This window comes from Stieleria sp. JC731 (assembly GCF_020966635.1).
Lineage (GTDB): Bacteria > Planctomycetota > Planctomycetia > Pirellulales > Pirellulaceae > Stieleria.
In genome coordinates this window covers 41,415-59,371 of record NZ_JAJKFQ010000002.1, presented here as the reverse complement: position 1 = coordinate 59,371, position 17,957 = coordinate 41,415, and the positions used below count along the sequence as shown (strand labels likewise).

Sequence of the window (17,957 nt, the reverse complement as noted above, 5' to 3'; positions counted from 1 at the left end):
CGAATGACGCTCACCGATTCTGATCATTGCCACGACGACGAATCGTGGATGCGAAAAGCGTTGACGCTAGCCGTGTGTGGCGAAGGTCATGTCGAGCCGAACCCGATGGTCGGCTGCGTTCTGGTCAAGGACGGACAACTGATCGGACAAGGGGACCACCAAAAGTTCGGTGGCCCTCATGCCGAAGTCGAAGCTCTTCGAAGTCTCGCTTCGGCAGCCGATGCCGAGTCTGCGACGGCTTATGTAACGCTTGAACCGTGCTGTCACTTCGGCAAAACGCCACCGTGTAGCGAAGCGTTAATCCGTGCAAAGGTTGCGCGAGTCGTGATCGCGATGCAGGATCCGTTTCCCAAAGTTGCTGGCGGAGGTCTGCAGCAACTGCGTGATGCCGGTGTGGAAGTCACCGTCGGTGTACTGCAAGCGGAAGCCGAAGCGTTAAATGCGCCCTATCTAAAGCGATTGCGTGAAGGCTTGCCTTGGGTCATCGCCAAGTGGGCGATGACGATCGACGGCCGGGTAGCCACGACCACCGGTGAAAGCCAGTGGATATCGGGACCCGAATCGCGTCGACATGTTCATCAATTGCGGGGCCGCGTCGACGCCATTCTTGTTGGCATGGGAACCGTGCTGGCTGATGATCCGATGCTGAACGCGCGTGCGACTGACGAAAGTGGTAAACCCATCGATCCTCCCCGCGTTGCCAAGCGGATGGTATTTTCGCGGGGAAGGTTACCACCGGTTGATTCGAAGCTGGTGCAATCAGCGAAACAGATTCCGACGTATCTGTTTACCAGTCCGTTCGTCGATCCCGACGAACGGCAGCGATTGGAAGATCGTGGGATCGTTTGCTATGCCGAAAACTACGACATACAAAAGATCCTAAGGCTTTGCGCCGAAGGGTTCGATGGTCAGCAACCGGCTACCAATTTGATGGTCGAAGGCGGGCCCACGCTGATGGCTAGTCTGTTGGGTGAATCGGCTGAGCAGTGCCTGATCGATGAGATTCACGCTTACGTCGGACCCAAACTGTTCGGTGGCGCGAGCGCACCGGGACCGGTTTTGGGATCGGGGATCGAGCGGCTTGATCGTGTTCCACTGTTTCGGCTAAGCCAAGTGGATCAATTTGATCAGGACGTTCGCATGATCTATCGCCGCTCACTCTAGGTCGGTCGCAACAGGGCGGTGCCTATTTAATGAAATTGCACCACGACTGGGGTGCTTATGAGTTCAGTCGGTCGACCACATCGGCTTTCAGCCTAGCGATGTCGTTCACATCGTTGAGGTCATCAGGTTTTAGGAACAGTTTCGCGTTCGCAGCGTCATCGTCTTCGTTGACCAGGAACCATGACGCTGTTGTTACCGCTTTTTTCGCACGATCGGATTCGGTTTGGATGAGCGGATGGAATTCTTCATCGCGATGGGACCAGCTGTTCGGGGTCATACAGCTTTGTCCGGCGATGGCGGCGCGAATGATATTTGCGAATTGATCGGCGGACGTCACCGACGGAACACGCAGCGGTGTTTGTCCGGAAACGATCATCGGCAGTCGCAAATCGGAGCTGCGTAGCGGCCCGACATGATGACCGATCCATTGGTTGTCGCCGAGTGAGAATCCGCTGGCACCAGCGATGATCACTGTGCAAGGGCGGTCACCAAGAAACTGCAACAAAGCATCAACCATGGTGTCGAGGACAAAGACTTGGTTGGCGTATCGCTGCATCCATGAAAACAGAAGGTCCGGATGGCGTTCCGATTCTGGCTGAAAGCCCGATTCAAGATCCAAACATGGAACACTGGCGTTGTCGGGCAACTGAAGTGGTTCGATCGGTTCGGCTTCTTCTTTGTCAACGAATTCTTCGCTGGGGGGCTCGTCGTTTTCGTCGGGATCGGGCAACGTGACTTCGACCCAGTCCCAGCAGTCACGTAGTGTTGCGGTGTGAAGCCACGCGAGTTCTGTATCGGGCTCGATGTGGTCCATCAGTTCGAAAAAGCTTTTCGCCAGCCGAGTTCGGTCGATGCTTGGCGCGATGTGCCCGCCGATCTTCGGATCCAGTTTCCAGCAAGCACCGAAAACCGCATCGAAGACTTCGGTATCGAGTTCGTGATCATCGGTGACGAATATCGATTCGGGGGCTTCATTCTGAATCGGCTCGCTGCAAGCCGAAAGCCAGCGGCGGATCAAACCAGAAGGCTGGTCGACGGGGCTCGTCCAGCGATCGAAAACGACTCCGCTGGCGGCGATGTCATCGATCGCAGGAGTCTCGCCAATCGAGCTGCCGTAGCATCCAAGTGGGGCCGTCGATAGCCCTTCGACGGTGATGACGATCGTGATCGGGAGCGAGGATTCGGAGCGTTCCATAGGTATCAATAAAATCGTTCAAATCGGCAGAAAACGAATTGGCCAGTCAAGGCTGGTGCACCAACTTTAACGCGTTCGGCGATGACGCGAAGCGGGGACCTAGACTTTTGCGTTGCGTGCCCTAACGGGCTGTCCCGACTTTTTGCCTTTGGCTGATCAACTTGCCTTATGTCCATTCAACCGACAGGATCGTTCACCAGCGTTCCATCCGTCGCTCCTGTTGTGCTTCCCCCGCAACCGACACCGCAAGTTCCCGATCCCTTGCCCGCTTTGGAACGTGTCTCGGTCTGGGACGTGCCATTTGATTGTGTGGATATGGATCAAGCGGTGGAGCGGATCGAGGCATTGATTCGACGTGGAGAGCCCAGCTATGTGATCACGGCAAATCTGAACTACGTCATGTTGCACGCGCAGCAGCCCGACATGCCGGCGATTACCGAACAGGCGGATCTGATCCTTGCCGACGGCCAGCCCATCGTTTGGCGCAGCAAGCTCGGTCCGCAGGAACTGCCCGAACGCGTGGCCGGTAGCGAGATGATTTACAAGCTTGCCCAGGCGGCAAGCCAAAACCGTTGGGGCATTTATTTTCTAGGCGGTGAAGCCGGTGTCGCGGAGGCTTGCGCGAAGCGACTTGCTCGCGACTATCCCGGGATGCGAATCGCAGGGATCGAGTCGCCTCCGTTTCGACAGCTGACCGAGCAGGAGCAACTTGCCCAGGATCAACGCATTCGCGAGTCCGACGCGCAAATCTTGTTGGTCGCCTTCGGCCAGCCCAAGGGAGAACGTTGGATTCATGAGAATTACAAACGCTTGGGCGTTCCGGTCAGTATCCAGCTTGGTGCTTCGTTCGATTTCATCGCGGGGACGGCCAAGCGAGCACCTAAGGTCTGGCAGAAATTAGGTGCCGAATGGGCCTATCGTATGTTCAGCGATCCAAAGCGGTTGGTGCCGCGGTACGCATCCAACGCGGCGTTCCTGCTTGGAGCATTGATCAAGGACTGGAGACGCAAAGTCGAAAGCTGGGGCATGGGTGTTCAAACGCCTCAGCAAGAAGACTCGTCACGATAGTCAACTACGAGATCCGGTTTGCACCACCGTTTTCATCTTGGTGGATTGTGACCGGCCAGTTCGGAAATTGGTTCTCTGCCTTTCCGTCTGTCGCATCGATTAAGAACCGATAGGAATTGACAACATAGGTTCGTTCCTTCGGGTCGATCACGACATAACCAAAGCCGCTGCCTTTCTGGTGAGCTTTCTCGTATCGGTTCTTAGCCGTCGGGACGATGGGATTGCCAACTGTGTAGACATAGACTTTGTTGCCTAACCCATCGAGGTATTCGCCGGTGTGCTCCATGCCATGGCTTGGGCGGTTGGTGTGCTCCATGCCGACTTCGTCAGCTCGCCACCAGCGTGGGTATCCGGCAGCGATCGCTGGGGTGCAAAACGACCAAAAGCTATCGCGCTGTTTATCGACACCGTATTGAACGAGCGAGCTGATGTGTTGGTCGCCGTTGATGTGGAGCGGCTTTGCGGGGGTGGCCAACTTGATCGCGACGTCGCGTTGAGTTTGTGGCCAGCCACCACAGTCCAAGTCGGCAACGAGGTAGCCGTTGTATCCGCCGTGGTGAGTCGCCACGCCCGCGAAGACGGTTTGGCTGAGCAGCACCTTGATCGAATGGCCGCGCCAGTCGGACGCCCAGTCTTTCAAGAATTCGTGTTGTCGGTCGCCCAGCAAGACCAGCCCGGGCTTATCCAGTCGCAGCGGATCGATATCGGGGTCGCTAAGGTGATCGGCACGTCCCGATCCAGTGTCGACACGCTGGGGGCCGCTTTTCCATTGCCGGTCGGCGATGATCGCAAAGCCAACGCCTCCGTAAACCATGTCGCCATAGTAAACGCTGATGTCTTGTTTGCAGGGTGTCGGATCGTAGCAATCGGGGTGATGGGCGCAGTTGGTTTTATGAACCACGTTGACCATCTTGGCCGGTTCGATATAGCCACCATTCGAAGACGCCCCGCCGGTTTCGACATCCATTGGCGCGCCGCCTTCGCCCCAGATGTTGCCTTGGAACACGTCGTGATCGTCCGGTAGACACAGCGTCGGACGATCTTTCATCGCATGGCGAAACGACCAGCCGAATTGGTAGTACTTGCGCAAGTAATTCAGGATCGCACGATCGGCCGGGCGGCGAATAATTCCATAGCCACCGTGGTTCTCGTAGAGCTGATCACCCGAGAAATAAAGCAGGTCTGGATCCAGTTTGACCAAATTTTCGGCGACCGGTTCATACGGGAACGCGTAGTCGTTTTGGCAGGTCAATGCGCCAAAGCGAAGAGGGCGGTCCTTCGGATTTGAACGGATGGTGCCCGACCAAGATGATTCGGTTTCTTTTCCGCTGGGATGTTGTTGACGGTAAACGACGCGGTAGTTTTTCGGTTGCGTGGCATCCCAATTGGGCAACCGGAAGGTGGCTGTCCAAGCGTCGGTATCCAGCGCTGCGGTTGCGACCGTTTCCCAGCCGTCCTCGTTTTGAAGTTGCAGGTCGACGTCTTTATTGTCGGATTCACCCAGCGGTCCGGTTAACGCGGATAGTTTTAGGACGAAGCCTTCGTCTCCTCTTGAATCGCTAAGCGAATACATCGTCCAAAGGATCGGACCAAAGGTGTGATCCTCGTTGATTGTGAAGGCATCGCCGTTGACAGTCCAGTTGCTGAAACGGTACCGGGCACCTTGCTTGTTTTGGAATTTAGGATCGAAGCTATTCGCGATCGCAATGTTTCCCAGCACACCTTCTTTGGCAACGGTGTGTTGCACACTGCCGAGTACGGAGCCTTCATCGTTGATGATTGAAAGCGTCAATTGAACTTGATCACCGCTCGGTTCACCTTGCAAAGCTAAACGCAGATTTTGCGGTGACTTGGTGCCTTCGAGCGCAACTTTCTTTTGATTGATGAACAGGACGCCGTCTTGCAGGCCAGCCCGGATTCCGTTTTTGGCAAAGACGTTGCTGCGGTATTCGTTGATGTCGCTACGGACACCGATACGGAACCCAACGCCATCGTCATTGCCAGCCAGTTCGACTTGCGAGACGACAACACTGGTATGGAAAGGTTGGGTGGGGTCCGTCAATTGGTGTGTGATCAAATGCACGTTCCGGTCGCCGCCGGTCGAGATGCATTCGGCGGCGCCGTCTCGAATGACCCAGTCTTCCATTGGGTTTGCCCAACAGTTCCCGCCCAGCCAGACTCGATCGTGCGTGTCCGCCCAATCGATAACTGGTGAATCGGTTGGGGCGGTTGCCGAAGTGGCGGCGGAATCTTGTGCGTTTGAGGTCTCGGCGAGTCCTAGTAAAGCTCCGCTAGCACCGAGGGTTTTAAGTGCTGAACGGCGTGGGACGTGCTTGGTCATATCGGCTGGATGGTTGGCAGGATCGTTGATCAGGTGGCAGCGATTATAGTCGCTTTATCCGCGCGATCGCGCGGCGTGCTCACGTCGAAATTGAAGGCGTGTTGAACACAAGCGGAGGGGGGTATTGCACGCAGGAACTTATCAGTCCAATTTGGTGTCGTCGAATATTGTCATCAGGCGATCGACAATCAATTCCGAGGCGTCTGTTTGGACATAATTCGTACCAAGCCAGGTCTCGTAACCGCCAAAACGGTGCTGACGTGGTGTCGGCAAGTAGCCGAATGATCCGCCGGCGAGTTCGATCGTGAATGTGTGTTCGGAAGCGGTTTGCTGTTTGATCTCGAGCCCGGTTTCGGCAAACGTTTCGAATGGGATTCCGGCAATTGCGATGTCTCCGATTCGCAAAACTTGTAGTGGAACAGAAACCGTATCAGGGCTTTGTCGGATTCGTTCGATGCGGTCGGCGTAAATTGATTCTCGACGATGCGATGACGCTTCGTTGCCTGCTTGGATTTGTGCAAAGTGTTCAAGCATTTTCGAGTCAGGCTTTCGCACGTTAAGAGTTAACTCTTCGGTGCGTGAGGCAAGTGTCGGTTGATGTTGCCATTGGATCGATCCGAACGCTTCGTGCACTCGTGAAGCAACCTTGTCGGCGACTTCCACCATCTTTTCATAGGGCTTGTAGCTACGTGGAGTCTTTTCGCGAAAATCGATGTTGTTCACATCACCACTGGTGCCATTGGTCAGCATCGCGACAAAGTGATCTTGCACATTCAGTTTGCCGGCGATCGATTCCGCGAAACAGCCAAAGTAGTCTGCTGAAATTTCGCCACTGGGGACTCCGCCGACATAGTGCAGCGAGTAGTTGGCGATCAGTGCGATCGGGCGGTCATTCAGGTCGACCGCAGCGATGAAACTGATTTCGGGATCGACCGGTCCGGCTTGCCGGTCCAACGCATCGTTTCCGCGCGGCGGGTTCATACGCACTTGGTCGACTCCGCCGAACGGATTCGTCGCGAGTCTAGCGTCGGTCACAAACCACCGACGGTTGAACACTTCGCTCGGTTCCTCGATTGATCCGAAGCCGACTTTTGCGGGTTGCAGTCGGTGTGTCGCTTGAACAATCGCATCTGAGATTCGCTGAGCAAGAAAGCGTTGGTAGTCGGTGAGTTCTTCCGAGGCCATCACTTTGTTTTCACCCCTGGCTGTCGTTGCCGAGTGCGTGTGGGTGGACGCAAGCAACATGTTTGATTCTGGGATCTGTGTTGCTTCGGTAGCCAGATGCTTCGCAAAGTCGAACACTTCGCGAGGGATGCCAACATTGTCGCATGCAACGATGGCAACTTTTGTCTGGCCGTCATCGAAGACGACGCATCGTGCATGCAGTTCGTCGTGAATCAACTTTGCCGGAACAGGGACCCATCCGCCAACGATCATTTCGCCCAGTGGCGGAGTGATGTTGCCGGTCGCTGCGCCGACGCGAAAGGTCGCCGCGGGTTCGGTCGCTTGCGAAGTCGACTTCCATTGCATTCCCAGCGCGAAGGATAGAAACGCTAAAGCGAATGGCATCAGTGGCGATTGCCATCGCAGTGGTTCTCGTGTTCCAAAACAGAAGGGTGGGCCAATAGAAGTGGGCATGGTTCTTTGGTGGGTAGGAGGGAACCTTGATTGTAGTGCGGCTACGAAGTGCCCGTTGAACAAATTTGACTTGGGGTAACAGCACTGGGACACTGTGTGGCTCCGCCCCAAAACATCGGACCCACCTCATGCTAGAAATCTCTCGACCTGGTTTTATGTCACCACCAGTACGGCAAAGCGTTTGGCTATTGATTGTAGTGCTGTCGCTGATTTCGCTCGGATCTTCCAGGCAGTGTTGCTTTGCTGAAGAGCAGGCCTCGGGGAATTCGTCACGTCCGAACATTGTGGTCGTGTTGGCGGATGACCAAGGTTGGGGCGATCTAAGTTTGCACGGCAATCCAAATCTTCAGACTCCGAATATCGACTCGCTCGCACGCGACGGCGCGCACCTTTCGAACTTCTATGTGTGTGCGGTTTGCTCGCCGACACGTGCTGAGTTTTTGACCGGGCGATATCACAATCGGATGGGCGTTTACAGCACATCAAGCGGTGGCGAGCGTTTCGATTCTGCGGAGCAAACGATCGCCGAGTTGTTTCAGCAGGCTGGGTATCAGACGGCGGCCTATGGAAAATGGCATAGTGGGATGCAGTGGCCTTATCATCCGAACGCTCGAGGCTTCGAAGAGTTCTACGGCTTTTGCAGCGGGCACTGGGGGCACTACTTTGATCCCATGCTCGAACACAACGGGCGTATCACCGAAGGCAAGGGGTTTATCATCAATGACCTGACCGATCACGCGATTCGATTCATGCAAGACGCTGGTGATCAGCCGTTCTTTGTTTACTTGCCGTACAACACGCCGCATTCGCCGATGCAGGTTCCGCAGGCTTATTGGGACGATTTCAAGGAGAAGGATATCGAGCCCGATCCGAACGAGCTGAATGCGTCGCGGCAAGATACGCCGCATACGCGAGCCGCCTTGGCGATGTGCAAGAACATTGATGACAACGTCGGGCGATTGTTGGCGTACCTGCAGGAATCTGGCAAGCAGCAGAACACCGTTGTGATTTACTTCAGCGACAACGGTCCGAATGGGTGGCGATTCAATGGCGGGATGAAAGGCCGCAAGGGTGCAACGAACGAAGGCGGTTTGCGTTCGCCTTTCGTGCTTCGCTATCCAGCCAAAGTTGCTGCGGGAACGGAAATTCGTACCGTCAGTGGTGCGATCGATCTGTTGCCAACCTTGTCTGATCTTGCTGGGGTCGATTGGAAGTCTTCGCAGTTGGACGGCAAGCCGCTCGATGGGATCTCATTCGCAGGCGAGTTGCTGGGCGGAGGGCGCAGCTTGGAGGCAGACGAGCGGATTCTGTTCAGTCGATGGAAGAAGAAGACGACCGCACGCACGCAGAAATACCGGATTCACGGGGCCGGTGAGCTTTACGACATTGAACGCGATCGAGGTGAGCAACGTGATATCGCCAAGGCTCGGCCTGACATTGCCAGCCACCTCGCAAAGCAGCTTAGCCAGTGGCAACAATCCAGTGGCGGAGCCGGTGACGCAGATGATCGTCCGTTTTCGATCGCTCATCCCGAAGCCGAATGGACTCAGTTGCCCGCTCGTGATGCGACCTTCAGCGGACAGATTAAACGCAGTAACCGATTTCCGAACTGCACCTATCTGCACAGTTGGACAGACAAGGACAGCCAGATTCGCTGGGATGTGGAGGCACTTTCGTCAGGTTCTTACGAAGTCTTGATGTACTACGTCTGTCCGAAAGAAGACGTTGGGGCGACGATCCAGCTGAAGCTCGGGGAGTCGACCCTCGCGGCAAAGATCGATACTCCCGTTGAAAGTCCCGTGATCGGAGCCGATCAGGATCGTGTCATCCGGCAGGAAGGTTATGTCAAGCGTTGGCAACCGATGACGCTCGGGACGATCCAAGTTGAACCTGGACGACACATATTGTCGCTTTCTGCAACGCAGATCCCCGGAAAGCAGGTTTGTGAGATGCGTCTATTGATGCTTCGTCGCCTATCGGAGTGATGCCGGATTGGTCGTCGAAAAACGATTAAAAGCGCTGTAGGATGTCGGCATGAAGCCTACCTCCCCGCCCATTTCAAGACCTTTGCCGGGGGCATCGACCCCGCAGCATGTTCAGCAATCCCAGTGCTTGATCAGTTTTGGCAGCAACTTGGGCGATCGGCATGATCTGATCGCCGCGGCAGCCAGCGAAATTGCGGGTTGGGATATTGTCTCTACCGAAAACCCGCTGCAGACCAGCAGGCTTTTCGAAACGCCTCCGATTGGCGGGCCGAGCGGTCAGGAGCCATTTTTGAATGCGGTCGGGGCTTTCGAGACCACCGCACCGGCTCGCGAAGTTCTCGGCCGTTTGCAGGAATTGGAGAATCGACTGGGGCGTCAGCGTCGTCGCCGTTGGGATGCCCGATCGATCGACTTGGATGTCGTGCTTCATGGGCAGCTCGTTGGCGGGGCGACCAATCTGGTTGTGCCCCATCCCCGTTACACCGCACGTCAGTTTGTGCTCAAGCCGGCCTGCGACGTCGTGCCACACTTTCGGGATCCTCGGTTCGGTTGGACCATGCGGCAGCTGCACGATCACTTGTTGGTCGGGTCACCGTCGTTGGCATTGGTGACTGGATCGCGAGCGATGCGCGAAGCGATGTGTGAGCGGTTAGAGGCCGAGCATGGGATTGCCTACCGCCGCGAAGGAGCGGCGGAATTTGAAACAGGTGAGTTGTGGGAGTCGAAGCCTTGGGTTTCTAGCGAATGGACTCGGCGTCCCCAAACTGGCCGAGAGAGTTCGCTAACATCGGAGGGTGTAAAGTCAATGCCGCGATTGTTGGTGCGTTTACATCGTGTGGAGGAAAACCTTCGATGGCCCGCGCCGCACCTAATGTGGCCAGGCGGTTGGGGGTGGCCAGAATACCGTTTGGAGTGCAGTGACATTGACTGGGCGATCGGTGAACTCGCTTCTGCTTTTGATTCAATGCGATGCGAAGTTTTGCCGGTCAGTGAAGACGGACGTTGGTGGAAAAAATAATCGACTAAATGAAAGCAACCGTTTGAGCCGATCAGTTCAATCCGATGCGGATCACAACCGTCAAAGTCGACTGATTTACTACGCCGAATCAGCGCTGCGACGATGAGCCACAGGACTTGAGGTGGAAACTTAGCGACACAATGTCGCTCGGCCCAACGATGCCCTTGTCAATTCGCCCGCGCTCACCCGATACTTCGCATCCTCGAAAGTACCCGTCGAACTTTTCTGCGCGTAAGCGTCCGGCATGCCGCCGGTCGATGATCATGGAACGTTTTCTATTTCCGCGGTGGACCAACCCTTTCCTCCTAGTCCTGGGAGCTGCCATTGGCGGCGGCGGGCTGTTTGCAGCTGCGATGGGGGGCCTAATTACGGACCCCGTCACGCTGAATATTGGCTATCAGCCAGAACAGCCGGTGCCGTTCAGTCATGCGATTCACGCAGGGCAGTTGAAATTGGATTGCCGTTATTGCCACAACACTGTTTTTGACGCTTCGCATGCGGCGATCCCGCCGACAGCGACGTGTATCAATTGCCACAGTCCAAAGAACGAAGCCGGGCAGACTTCACTTGCAGCGGTTCAGGCAGACAGCATCAACCTGAAACCCATCCACGAAAGTTGGGAATCGGGCAAGAGTATGCAGTGGATTCGGATTCACAACCTGCCTGAGTTCGTCTACTTCAATCACTCCGCCCACGTGAATTCCGGCGTCAGCTGTGTTTCCTGCCACGGTCGCATCGACCAAATGGAAACGGTTTATCAGCACGAAGAGCTGTCCATGGCGTGGTGTATTGCTTGTCACCAGAACCCAAATGAACACCTGCGTCCGCAAGAGTTTGTAACCAAGCTTGATTGGGAGCCCTCGGACGATTTTTGGAAGGAGCAGTACGACGTTGCGAACCAAGAGGAGTTCGCGAAGAAAGTTCGGGCAGAACAAAACATTCATCCTCAGCGGCACTGTGCGGTTTGCCACCGCTAGTCGTTTGTTAATCAGCCGGCGAGTTGCCTGGGTGTGGGAATCCACAGTCGGGTCCAAATTTGCCAAACCAGGTTCCCACAATCCAATCCAGTCCCGGCAGGCAAGTCGAATTTGCTGTGCCAGCAACTGATCGATTCAAACCAAGATGACGCAAAAGCAATCCAGCAAGAACAGCCAAGCTCCTAACTACTGGCGTAGTCTTTCGGAGTTGAATGGCAGTTCGGAATTCAAGGAAAAGTTCCTGCACCGTGAATTCCCCGTTGCAGCTTCGGAGTTTCCAGAGGGTGTGTCCCGGCGTCGCTGGATGCAGTTGATGGGAGCCTCGCTGGCGATGGCCGGCGTTGCAGGGTGTCGCTACCCTGAAGAAGTGATCGCTCCTTTTGTGATCCGCCCTGAAGGTCGCGTTCCTGGTGAATTCTACGAGCGTGCAACTAACTTTGAGCTTGCCGGCAGCGTTCATAACCTGCTGATTCGTTGCTTCGATGGTCGTCCGCAGCATGTCGAAACGAACAAGATGCACCCGTCGTCTGCAGGTACGAACACCTACGTGCAGGCGTCGATTCTAGCGCTTTATGATCCCGATCGATCACGTGGTGATGACGGTCCGGTCTTGAAGCGGATTGGGGATGCACGCAAGCAAGAAACTTCGTGGGACGATTTCTTTACCGTCGGCCGTGCCGCAATCAAAAACGCAGCCAGCAATGGTGAGGGAAAAGGCTTCGCGCTGCTGACCTCGCCGACCGCGTCGCCAACAACCGTGCGGATGCTAGCCGAATTGCAGCAGAAGTTGCCACAGGCGACGATCGCGTCGATGGACACCATTGATGGTGGCGTGATGCGTCAGGCCACCAAGCAAATGCTCGGCACCGAGTGTGAGCAGTCGTTGGATCTGAGCAAAGCGAAGGTGATTTTCGTTCTAGGTGCGGATCCGCTCGGTGGAGACCCCGGTTCGCTGCTAGCGGCACGCAGTTTCGCCGAAAAGCGAGATCCGACGAAGGGCGAGATGAGCCGTCTGTACGTCGCTGAAGCAGGTTTCAGTGTCACCGGCACGATGGCGGACACTCGCTTGGCCGTCCGGCCCAGCCAGATGCCAGCATTTTTGGCTTCCGTCAGTGCCATGGTCGAAAAGCTCAAGGGTGGCGAATCGCACGACCACTCCGGTGACGAGTTGCCTTTCAATCACGAAAAAATCACGGCGACCGAGCGGCAAGAACGTTTCATCGATTGCTTGGCCCACGACATCGTCGAGGCTGGTGAAGAAGCTGTTGTGATCGTCGGTAGTGGCCTTGGTGCAGATCTGGTTGCCGCTGGCATCGAGATGAACCAAAAGCTCGGCTCGCTAGGCACCATTCAGACATTTAATCCGTGCGTCGATCGTCAGGTCGAAACCAAGTCGGTCGCCGAGTTGGTCGATGCGATCAATGCTGGCGAAATTGAGACGTTGATGATCGCGGGTAACAACCCAGTGGTCACCACGCCTGGTGATATCGACATCGCGACCGCCATCGGAAAGGTCGATCAGTCGATCTATTTGGGCGAATACGACGACGAAACTGCCGTGCTGTGCAATTGGTCGTTGCCATTGTCGCACCCGCTGGAATCGTGGAGCGATTGCGTCAACCGTCAAGGTTTCTACGGAGTTTGTCAGCCGCAGATCCTTCCGTTGATGGGTGGTCGCACATTGGCCGAGGTGATCGCTCTGTTGATCGAGCGTGAGCAAACCGATCCGATGCTGATGGTTCGCGAAACCGCCAGTGAGATTGCAGGCACATCACTGAAAGAACGTGACTGGCGAGAGTTGTTGCACAACGGTTTTGCCGAGTCCATCAAGGGTGCCGAAGCGATTTCCGAGGTCACCGGCACCGCTAAAGCGTTGCCCGAAGGTGCGCCCGCCGTTGTCACTGCGAAAGACATTGACGAGAACGATTTCGAAGTCGTCTTTACGGTTCCCGATGGCCTTTATGACGGCCGCTTTGCAAACAGCGGCTGGTTGCAAGAGTTGCCACAGCCAATCACCAAGCTGACTTGGGGTAATGCGGCACTGATGGGGCCCGCGACCGCGAAAAAGCTTGGCATCAAGCACGGTTACTACGTCACGCTGCGTCGTGGTGAGACCAAAGTCGAATTGCCGGTCTACGAGATTCCGGGAATCGCACCAGGTGTGGTGACCGTTTCGATCGGATACGGCCGAACCCGCGCCGGCATGGTCGGCGGGATGACCGACTACAACATTGATGCAGTCGGAATCGATGTTTCGCCAATCCGTACTTCGGATTCGATGTCGATTGCTTACGGCGTCGAAGCACGACCGAACTACAACGAATACGAATTCGCGACCACCCAGAATCACTGGGCGATTGATGAGCTCGGCCGCGATGAGACCGAGCGACGAAGTTACAACTTGGTCCGCGAAGGCACCGTCGAACTGTTTGAAAAAGTTCCGTCCTTCGCCAACGAGCAACCCAAAGCACCGCATGTGCCGAAGGTCGGTGAATACGGTTCATTGCAGTATGAGCCCATTCAGGAAATCCAAAAAGAAGAAGCGTTCGACTTCGTGCCGCAATGGGGCATGTCGATCGATCTTTCCAAGTGCTTGGGCTGCAATGCCTGCGTTGTCGCGTGCCAAAGCGAAAACAACGTGCCGATTGTTGGTGCCGAACAGGTTCGCAACAGCCGTGAAATGCACTGGTTGCGTATCGATAGCTACTTCCAAGGAAGTGCTGACGACGCACAGGTTGTTCACCAGCCAATGGCTTGTTTGCACTGCGAGACCGCACCTTGCGAACAGGTTTGCCCAGTCGCGGCGACCGTTCACACCAACGAAGGCATCAACGCGATGGCCTACAACCGGTGTATCGGAACTCGATACTGTGCGAACAACTGCCCGGTAAAAGTTCGTCGCTTCAACTACTTCAATTACAACGCAGAAGTCGGCGTCGGCTACGGTGTCGAGGCATTCCCAAGTGCAATCGAAAAAGCCAATCGCAAACTGCAAGCCTTGGTGTTGAATCCCGAGGTCACGGTTCGTGGCCGAGGCGTGATGGAAAAATGCACCTACTGTGTTCAGCGGGTCGAAAAGGCGAAAATCCACGCACGCAAAGAACATCGCAGTGTCCAAGACGGCGAAGTCGTTGCCGCATGCCAAGCCGCCTGTAGCACCAACGCGATCGAGTTTGGCAACGTTGATGATGCCAAGTCCGCTGTCGCGAAACAGCATGCTGATAGTCGGGCTTATGGGTTGCTTGAACAGTTGAATATCAAGCCACGCACCATGTACTTGGCTCGTATTCGCAACCCACACCCACGTTTGAAGACCGTTCAGCAAGTGGAAGACCTATCTGAGATCGAAGCGCATCACGGTCATGGTGATCATGCCGAAGGCGAGCATCACGATGATCATGGTCACGACGCACACGAAGGTGACGGTCACGGTGCCGAATCGCATCAAGACGAACAGCACGGCGAAGAATCGCACGCCGAATAGTTAGAACAAATCGCGTTGGGCGGCACATCGAAGTTGCTCGACGCACCACCGCAAAATCCAGACGAAGACCTCTTCAACCAATAAGAACGTTTCATGTCACTGGCCATTCCAAACGGACTGGATAACACCGTCGAACGCCCTGGCGAACGCGCACCGCTCGTCCTTGGTGAAACGACCTTTAACGACATTACCGAGTCGGTTTGCCAAGTTGCCGAGCGAAAGCCCAGTGCCGGTTGGATAGGCGGATTTCTGGTCGCATTTGCACTGCTGCAGATGCTTGGCCTGTTGATCCTGTACTTGATCTACACCGGTGTTGGTGTCTGGGGTAACCGGGCTCCGATTTTCTGGGGTTGGCCCATTGTTAACTTCGTTTTCTGGGTCGGGATCGGCCACGCGGGAACGCTGATTAGTGCGATTCTGTATCTGTTCCGTCAGGAGTGGCGTACCAGTATCAACCGTGCTGCTGAAGCGATGACGATTTTCGCCGTTGCTTGTGCGGGTACCTTCCCAGGGATCCACGTCGGCCGAGCTTGGTTGGCGTTTTGGTTGGCTCCCTATCCCAGTTTGAACCTTTGGATGTGGCCACAATTCCGCAGTCCACTGTTGTGGGACGTTTTTGCGGTTTCAACATACGGAACGGTTTCGCTGCTGTTCTGGTACATGGGGATGGTGCCCGATTTGGCAACCTTCCGCGACCGCAGCAAGAACAAATGGCGACGCATGATCTACGGGCTCCTTTGCCTGGGTTGGAGCGGTTCGTCACGTCACTGGATGCGATACGAAAAGGCCTATGCGATTTTGGCCGCGCTCGCCGCCCCACTGGTACTTTCAGTACACACGATCGTTTCGTTTGACTTCGCGGTTTCACAAGTTCCCGGTTGGCACACGACCATCTTCCCGCCGTACTTTGTCGCCGGGGCGATCTTCAGCGGTTTCGCGATGGTGCTGACGCTGATGATTCCTGCCCGGTCGATGCTGAAGCTGGAAAAGCTGATCACGATTCGGCACTTGGAAAACATGTGCAAAATCATTCTGGCGACCGGTTCGCTGGTCGGTCTGGCATACGGAACGGAATTCTTCATCGCTTGGTATGGCCAAGTCCCTGCAGAGCAGTTTGCGTTCGTCAACCGCGCATTCGGTCCATACTGGTGGGCATATTGGACGATGGTTTCGTGCAACGTGATTAGCCCGCAGTTGTTCTGGTTCAAAAAGTGCCGAACCACACCGTGGATCATCGTTGTGGTTTGTATCTTCGTGAACATCGGAATGTGGTTCGAGCGTTTCGTGATCACGATTACCAGTTTGTCACGCGATTACCTGCCCAGTGCCTGGGCATACTTTTCACCGACCTGGGTCGATTGGGGCATGCTGATCGGTTCGTTCGGTTTGTTCTTTACCTTGTTCTTGCTGTTCTGCCGCACGCTACCGGTGATCAACATGGCCGAAGTCAAATCGAGCTTGGCCAAGCAACACCACATGGCTCACGCGGCTTCCGAGCATGGTGAGACAGAACATTAAATTGGGGCGACGATTCACAGAGTCAGCGCTTTTGGCACCAAGTTACGAAACAACAAATCAAGCAATTGTGATCTGTTTCGATGGATCAGGAAAAAATGTCGGATACCAATTCTGAAAAAAACGTTCACGGGATGATGGCCGAGTTCACCACGGTGGATTCGCTGCTGAGCGCTTGTCGTCGGATCCGTGACGCCGGCTATACAAAGACCGATGCTTTCACGCCGTTTCCGGTTCACGGGATCGATAAAGCATTGGGGATTAAACCCACCATTCTGCCTTGGATCTGCTTCTTTGCGGGTCTGACCGGAACTTGCATCGCGTTGACGATGGAAATCTGGATGAATGGTATCGACTACAAATACATCATCTCCGGAAAGCCATTCGTTTCGTTGCCGGCGTTCATCCCTGTCGCTTTCGAACTGACGATTTTGTTGGCTTCCTTCGGTGCCTTTTTTGGCATGTGGGCGCTCAACGGATTGCCACGATTCAGCAATCCGATGTTCACCGATCCTCGATTCGATCGGGCGACCGATGACCGGTTCTTCTTGTATATCGATTCGAAAGACGAACGTTACGATTCCGCAGGTGTGCGGTCCTTGCTTGCCGATACCGGCAGCGACTACATCAACGAAGTCCTCGAAGATGACTCGCCGAAAGATGTCCCTCGCCCGATCTTCATGATCTGGGGTGTTGCTGTTGCGGCCTCTGTGATTCCACTTTTGTGTGTCTTGCTGATGCGAGTGACCAACAGCAGTCAGCCACGTTTCCACATCTTCTACGACATGGATTTCTCGCCAGCGAAGGATGCTCAGCAAACGACCAGTTTGTTCGCTGACAATCGCGCGATGCGACCAGACGTCCCAGGGACGGTGGCTCGTGGTCAGCTTGTCGGATCGCTGGATGTGATGACCGGAATTGATGTCGACTCGTTGCAAGCGATGAACGCTCCACAAGCACAGCGACTCGTTGCCGCTTTCATGCAAGACGACAAAGAAGCCGTCGCTGAAGAAGTGACCGACGTCGCCAAGGCTGAAGACGATCAGGCCACACCAAGCGTCATGGAAACAACCCCATGGGTCACGAAGAATCCCATGACCGTGAATAAGGAGCTGCTCTCACAAGGTCAGACTCAGTTCGGGATCTACTGCAGCGTTTGTCACGGGATGGACGGAAAGGGCAACGGCTTGGTCAACCAGCGTGCCCAGGAAAAAGGTTTCGATACTTGGGTTCCTCCGTCAAACATGCACCAAGACACGCTTTATAGCGACAAGTACCCCGACGGAAAGCTGTTCTCGACGATCAGCAACGGCATCCGCAAGATGCCTGGTTACGCCGGTCAGATCAAAGTCGAAGATCGCTGGGCGATCGTCGCTTATGTCCGAGCGTTGCAGAAAAGCCAAAATGCTTCGATGGAAGCCATTCCCGAGGCACGAAAAGAAGAAGTCAAAACAGCCGTTGATGCGGCTAAGAAAGAGCTGCAGCGTCAGGCCGAAGAGGCTGAGAAGGCCGCAGCTGCTCGCGAGCAAAAATAATTAACTAGCGTTCGCGTTTTGATGACGCGAGATTAGA

Annotated in this window: 11 protein-coding genes; 8 read left to right on the top strand and 3 right to left on the bottom strand. The window is 55.2% G+C overall.

The features are described 5' to 3' along the window. The first annotated feature begins 3 nt into the window (after positions 1–3). Complete coding sequence (ribD, locus tag LOC67_RS06085; protein ID WP_230261642.1) at positions 4–1,164, top strand: bifunctional diaminohydroxyphosphoribosylaminopyrimidine deaminase/5-amino-6-(5-phosphoribosylamino)uracil reductase RibD; 1,161 nt, start codon at positions 4–6, stop codon at positions 1,162–1,164. A gap of 55 nt (positions 1,165–1,219) precedes the next feature. Here ribD and LOC67_RS06080 read toward each other — a convergent pair whose 3' ends face one another. Then, positions 1,220–2,359: a hypothetical protein gene (locus LOC67_RS06080; RefSeq protein ID WP_230261641.1), complete on the bottom strand. Its 1,140-nt coding sequence runs from the start codon at positions 2,357–2,359 to the stop codon at positions 1,220–1,222. Positions 2,360–2,527: 168 nt separating this feature from the next. On the opposite strand from LOC67_RS06080, the gene LOC67_RS06075 reads away from it, so the two are divergent. Further along, on the top strand, positions 2,528–3,427 hold the full coding sequence (locus tag LOC67_RS06075) for a WecB/TagA/CpsF family glycosyltransferase (protein ID WP_230261640.1): 900 nt from the start codon (positions 2,528–2,530) through the stop codon (positions 3,425–3,427). Positions 3,428–3,431: 4 nt separating this feature from the next. On the opposite strand, the gene LOC67_RS06070 is transcribed toward LOC67_RS06075, so the two are convergent. Both LOC67_RS06070 and LOC67_RS06065 read right to left on the bottom strand, forming a co-directional pair. Next, positions 3,432–5,768, bottom strand: a complete 2,337-nt coding sequence (locus tag LOC67_RS06070; protein ID WP_230261639.1) for an alkaline phosphatase D family protein — start codon at positions 5,766–5,768, stop codon at positions 3,432–3,434. A 141-nt stretch (positions 5,769–5,909) separates the two neighbouring features. Then, positions 5,910–7,406 carry a hypothetical protein gene (locus tag LOC67_RS06065; RefSeq protein WP_315861039.1) on the bottom strand — a complete coding sequence of 499 codons (1,497 nt, stop codon included), beginning with the start codon at positions 7,404–7,406 and terminating at the stop codon, positions 5,910–5,912. Positions 7,407–7,534: 128 nt separating this feature from the next. Here LOC67_RS06065 and LOC67_RS06060 point away from each other — a divergent pair, with 128 nt between their 5' ends. The 6 genes from LOC67_RS06060 to LOC67_RS06035 all read left to right on the top strand — a co-directional run bounded on the left by LOC67_RS06060 (position 7,535) and on the right by LOC67_RS06035 (position 17,920). After that, positions 7,535–9,391 (top strand): arylsulfatase, encoded by a 1,857-nt coding sequence (locus LOC67_RS06060; protein WP_230261638.1) that lies wholly within the window; start codon positions 7,535–7,537, stop codon positions 9,389–9,391. A 49-nt stretch (positions 9,392–9,440) separates the two neighbouring features. Continuing rightward, entirely contained in the window at positions 9,441–10,409 is a 969-nt protein-coding gene (gene folK, locus LOC67_RS06055; protein WP_230261637.1) for a 2-amino-4-hydroxy-6-hydroxymethyldihydropteridine diphosphokinase, read from the top strand. Positions 10,410–10,672: 263 nt separating this feature from the next. Next, positions 10,673–11,386 carry a cytochrome c3 family protein gene (locus tag LOC67_RS06050; protein WP_230261636.1) on the top strand — a complete coding sequence of 238 codons (714 nt, stop codon included), beginning with the start codon at positions 10,673–10,675 and terminating at the stop codon, positions 11,384–11,386. 145 nt (positions 11,387–11,531) lie between these two features. Continuing rightward, entirely contained in the window at positions 11,532–14,870 is a 3,339-nt protein-coding gene (locus tag LOC67_RS06045; protein WP_261366752.1) for a TAT-variant-translocated molybdopterin oxidoreductase, read from the top strand. Between the two features lie 93 nt (positions 14,871–14,963). Further along, complete coding sequence (nrfD, locus tag LOC67_RS06040; protein WP_230261635.1) at positions 14,964–16,388, top strand: NrfD/PsrC family molybdoenzyme membrane anchor subunit; 1,425 nt, start codon at positions 14,964–14,966, stop codon at positions 16,386–16,388. A gap of 95 nt (positions 16,389–16,483) precedes the next feature. Further along, complete coding sequence (locus tag LOC67_RS06035) at positions 16,484–17,920, top strand: quinol:electron acceptor oxidoreductase subunit ActD (RefSeq protein WP_230261634.1); 1,437 nt, start codon at positions 16,484–16,486, stop codon at positions 17,918–17,920. The last annotated feature ends 37 nt before the right edge of the window (positions 17,921–17,957 follow it).

Coding starts and splice junctions, on each gene's coding strand:
- ribD (WP_230261642.1), top strand. CDS start 4: ATGACGCTCACCGATTCTGATCATTGCCACGACGACGAATCGTGGATG.
- LOC67_RS06080 (WP_230261641.1), bottom strand. CDS start 2,359: ATGGAACGCTCCGAATCCTCGCTCCCGATCACGATCGTCATCACCGTC.
- LOC67_RS06075 (WP_230261640.1), top strand. CDS start 2,528: ATGTCCATTCAACCGACAGGATCGTTCACCAGCGTTCCATCCGTCGCT.
- LOC67_RS06070 (WP_230261639.1), bottom strand. CDS start 5,768: ATGACCAAGCACGTCCCACGCCGTTCAGCACTTAAAACCCTCGGTGCT.
- LOC67_RS06065 (WP_315861039.1), bottom strand. CDS start 7,406: ATGCCCACTTCTATTGGCCCACCCTTCTGTTTTGGAACACGAGAACCA.
- LOC67_RS06060 (WP_230261638.1), top strand. CDS start 7,535: ATGCTAGAAATCTCTCGACCTGGTTTTATGTCACCACCAGTACGGCAA.
- folK (WP_230261637.1), top strand. CDS start 9,441: ATGAAGCCTACCTCCCCGCCCATTTCAAGACCTTTGCCGGGGGCATCG.
- LOC67_RS06050 (WP_230261636.1), top strand. CDS start 10,673: ATGGAACGTTTTCTATTTCCGCGGTGGACCAACCCTTTCCTCCTAGTC.
- LOC67_RS06045 (WP_261366752.1), top strand. CDS start 11,532: ATGACGCAAAAGCAATCCAGCAAGAACAGCCAAGCTCCTAACTACTGG.
- nrfD (WP_230261635.1), top strand. CDS start 14,964: ATGTCACTGGCCATTCCAAACGGACTGGATAACACCGTCGAACGCCCT.
- LOC67_RS06035 (WP_230261634.1), top strand. CDS start 16,484: ATGTCGGATACCAATTCTGAAAAAAACGTTCACGGGATGATGGCCGAG.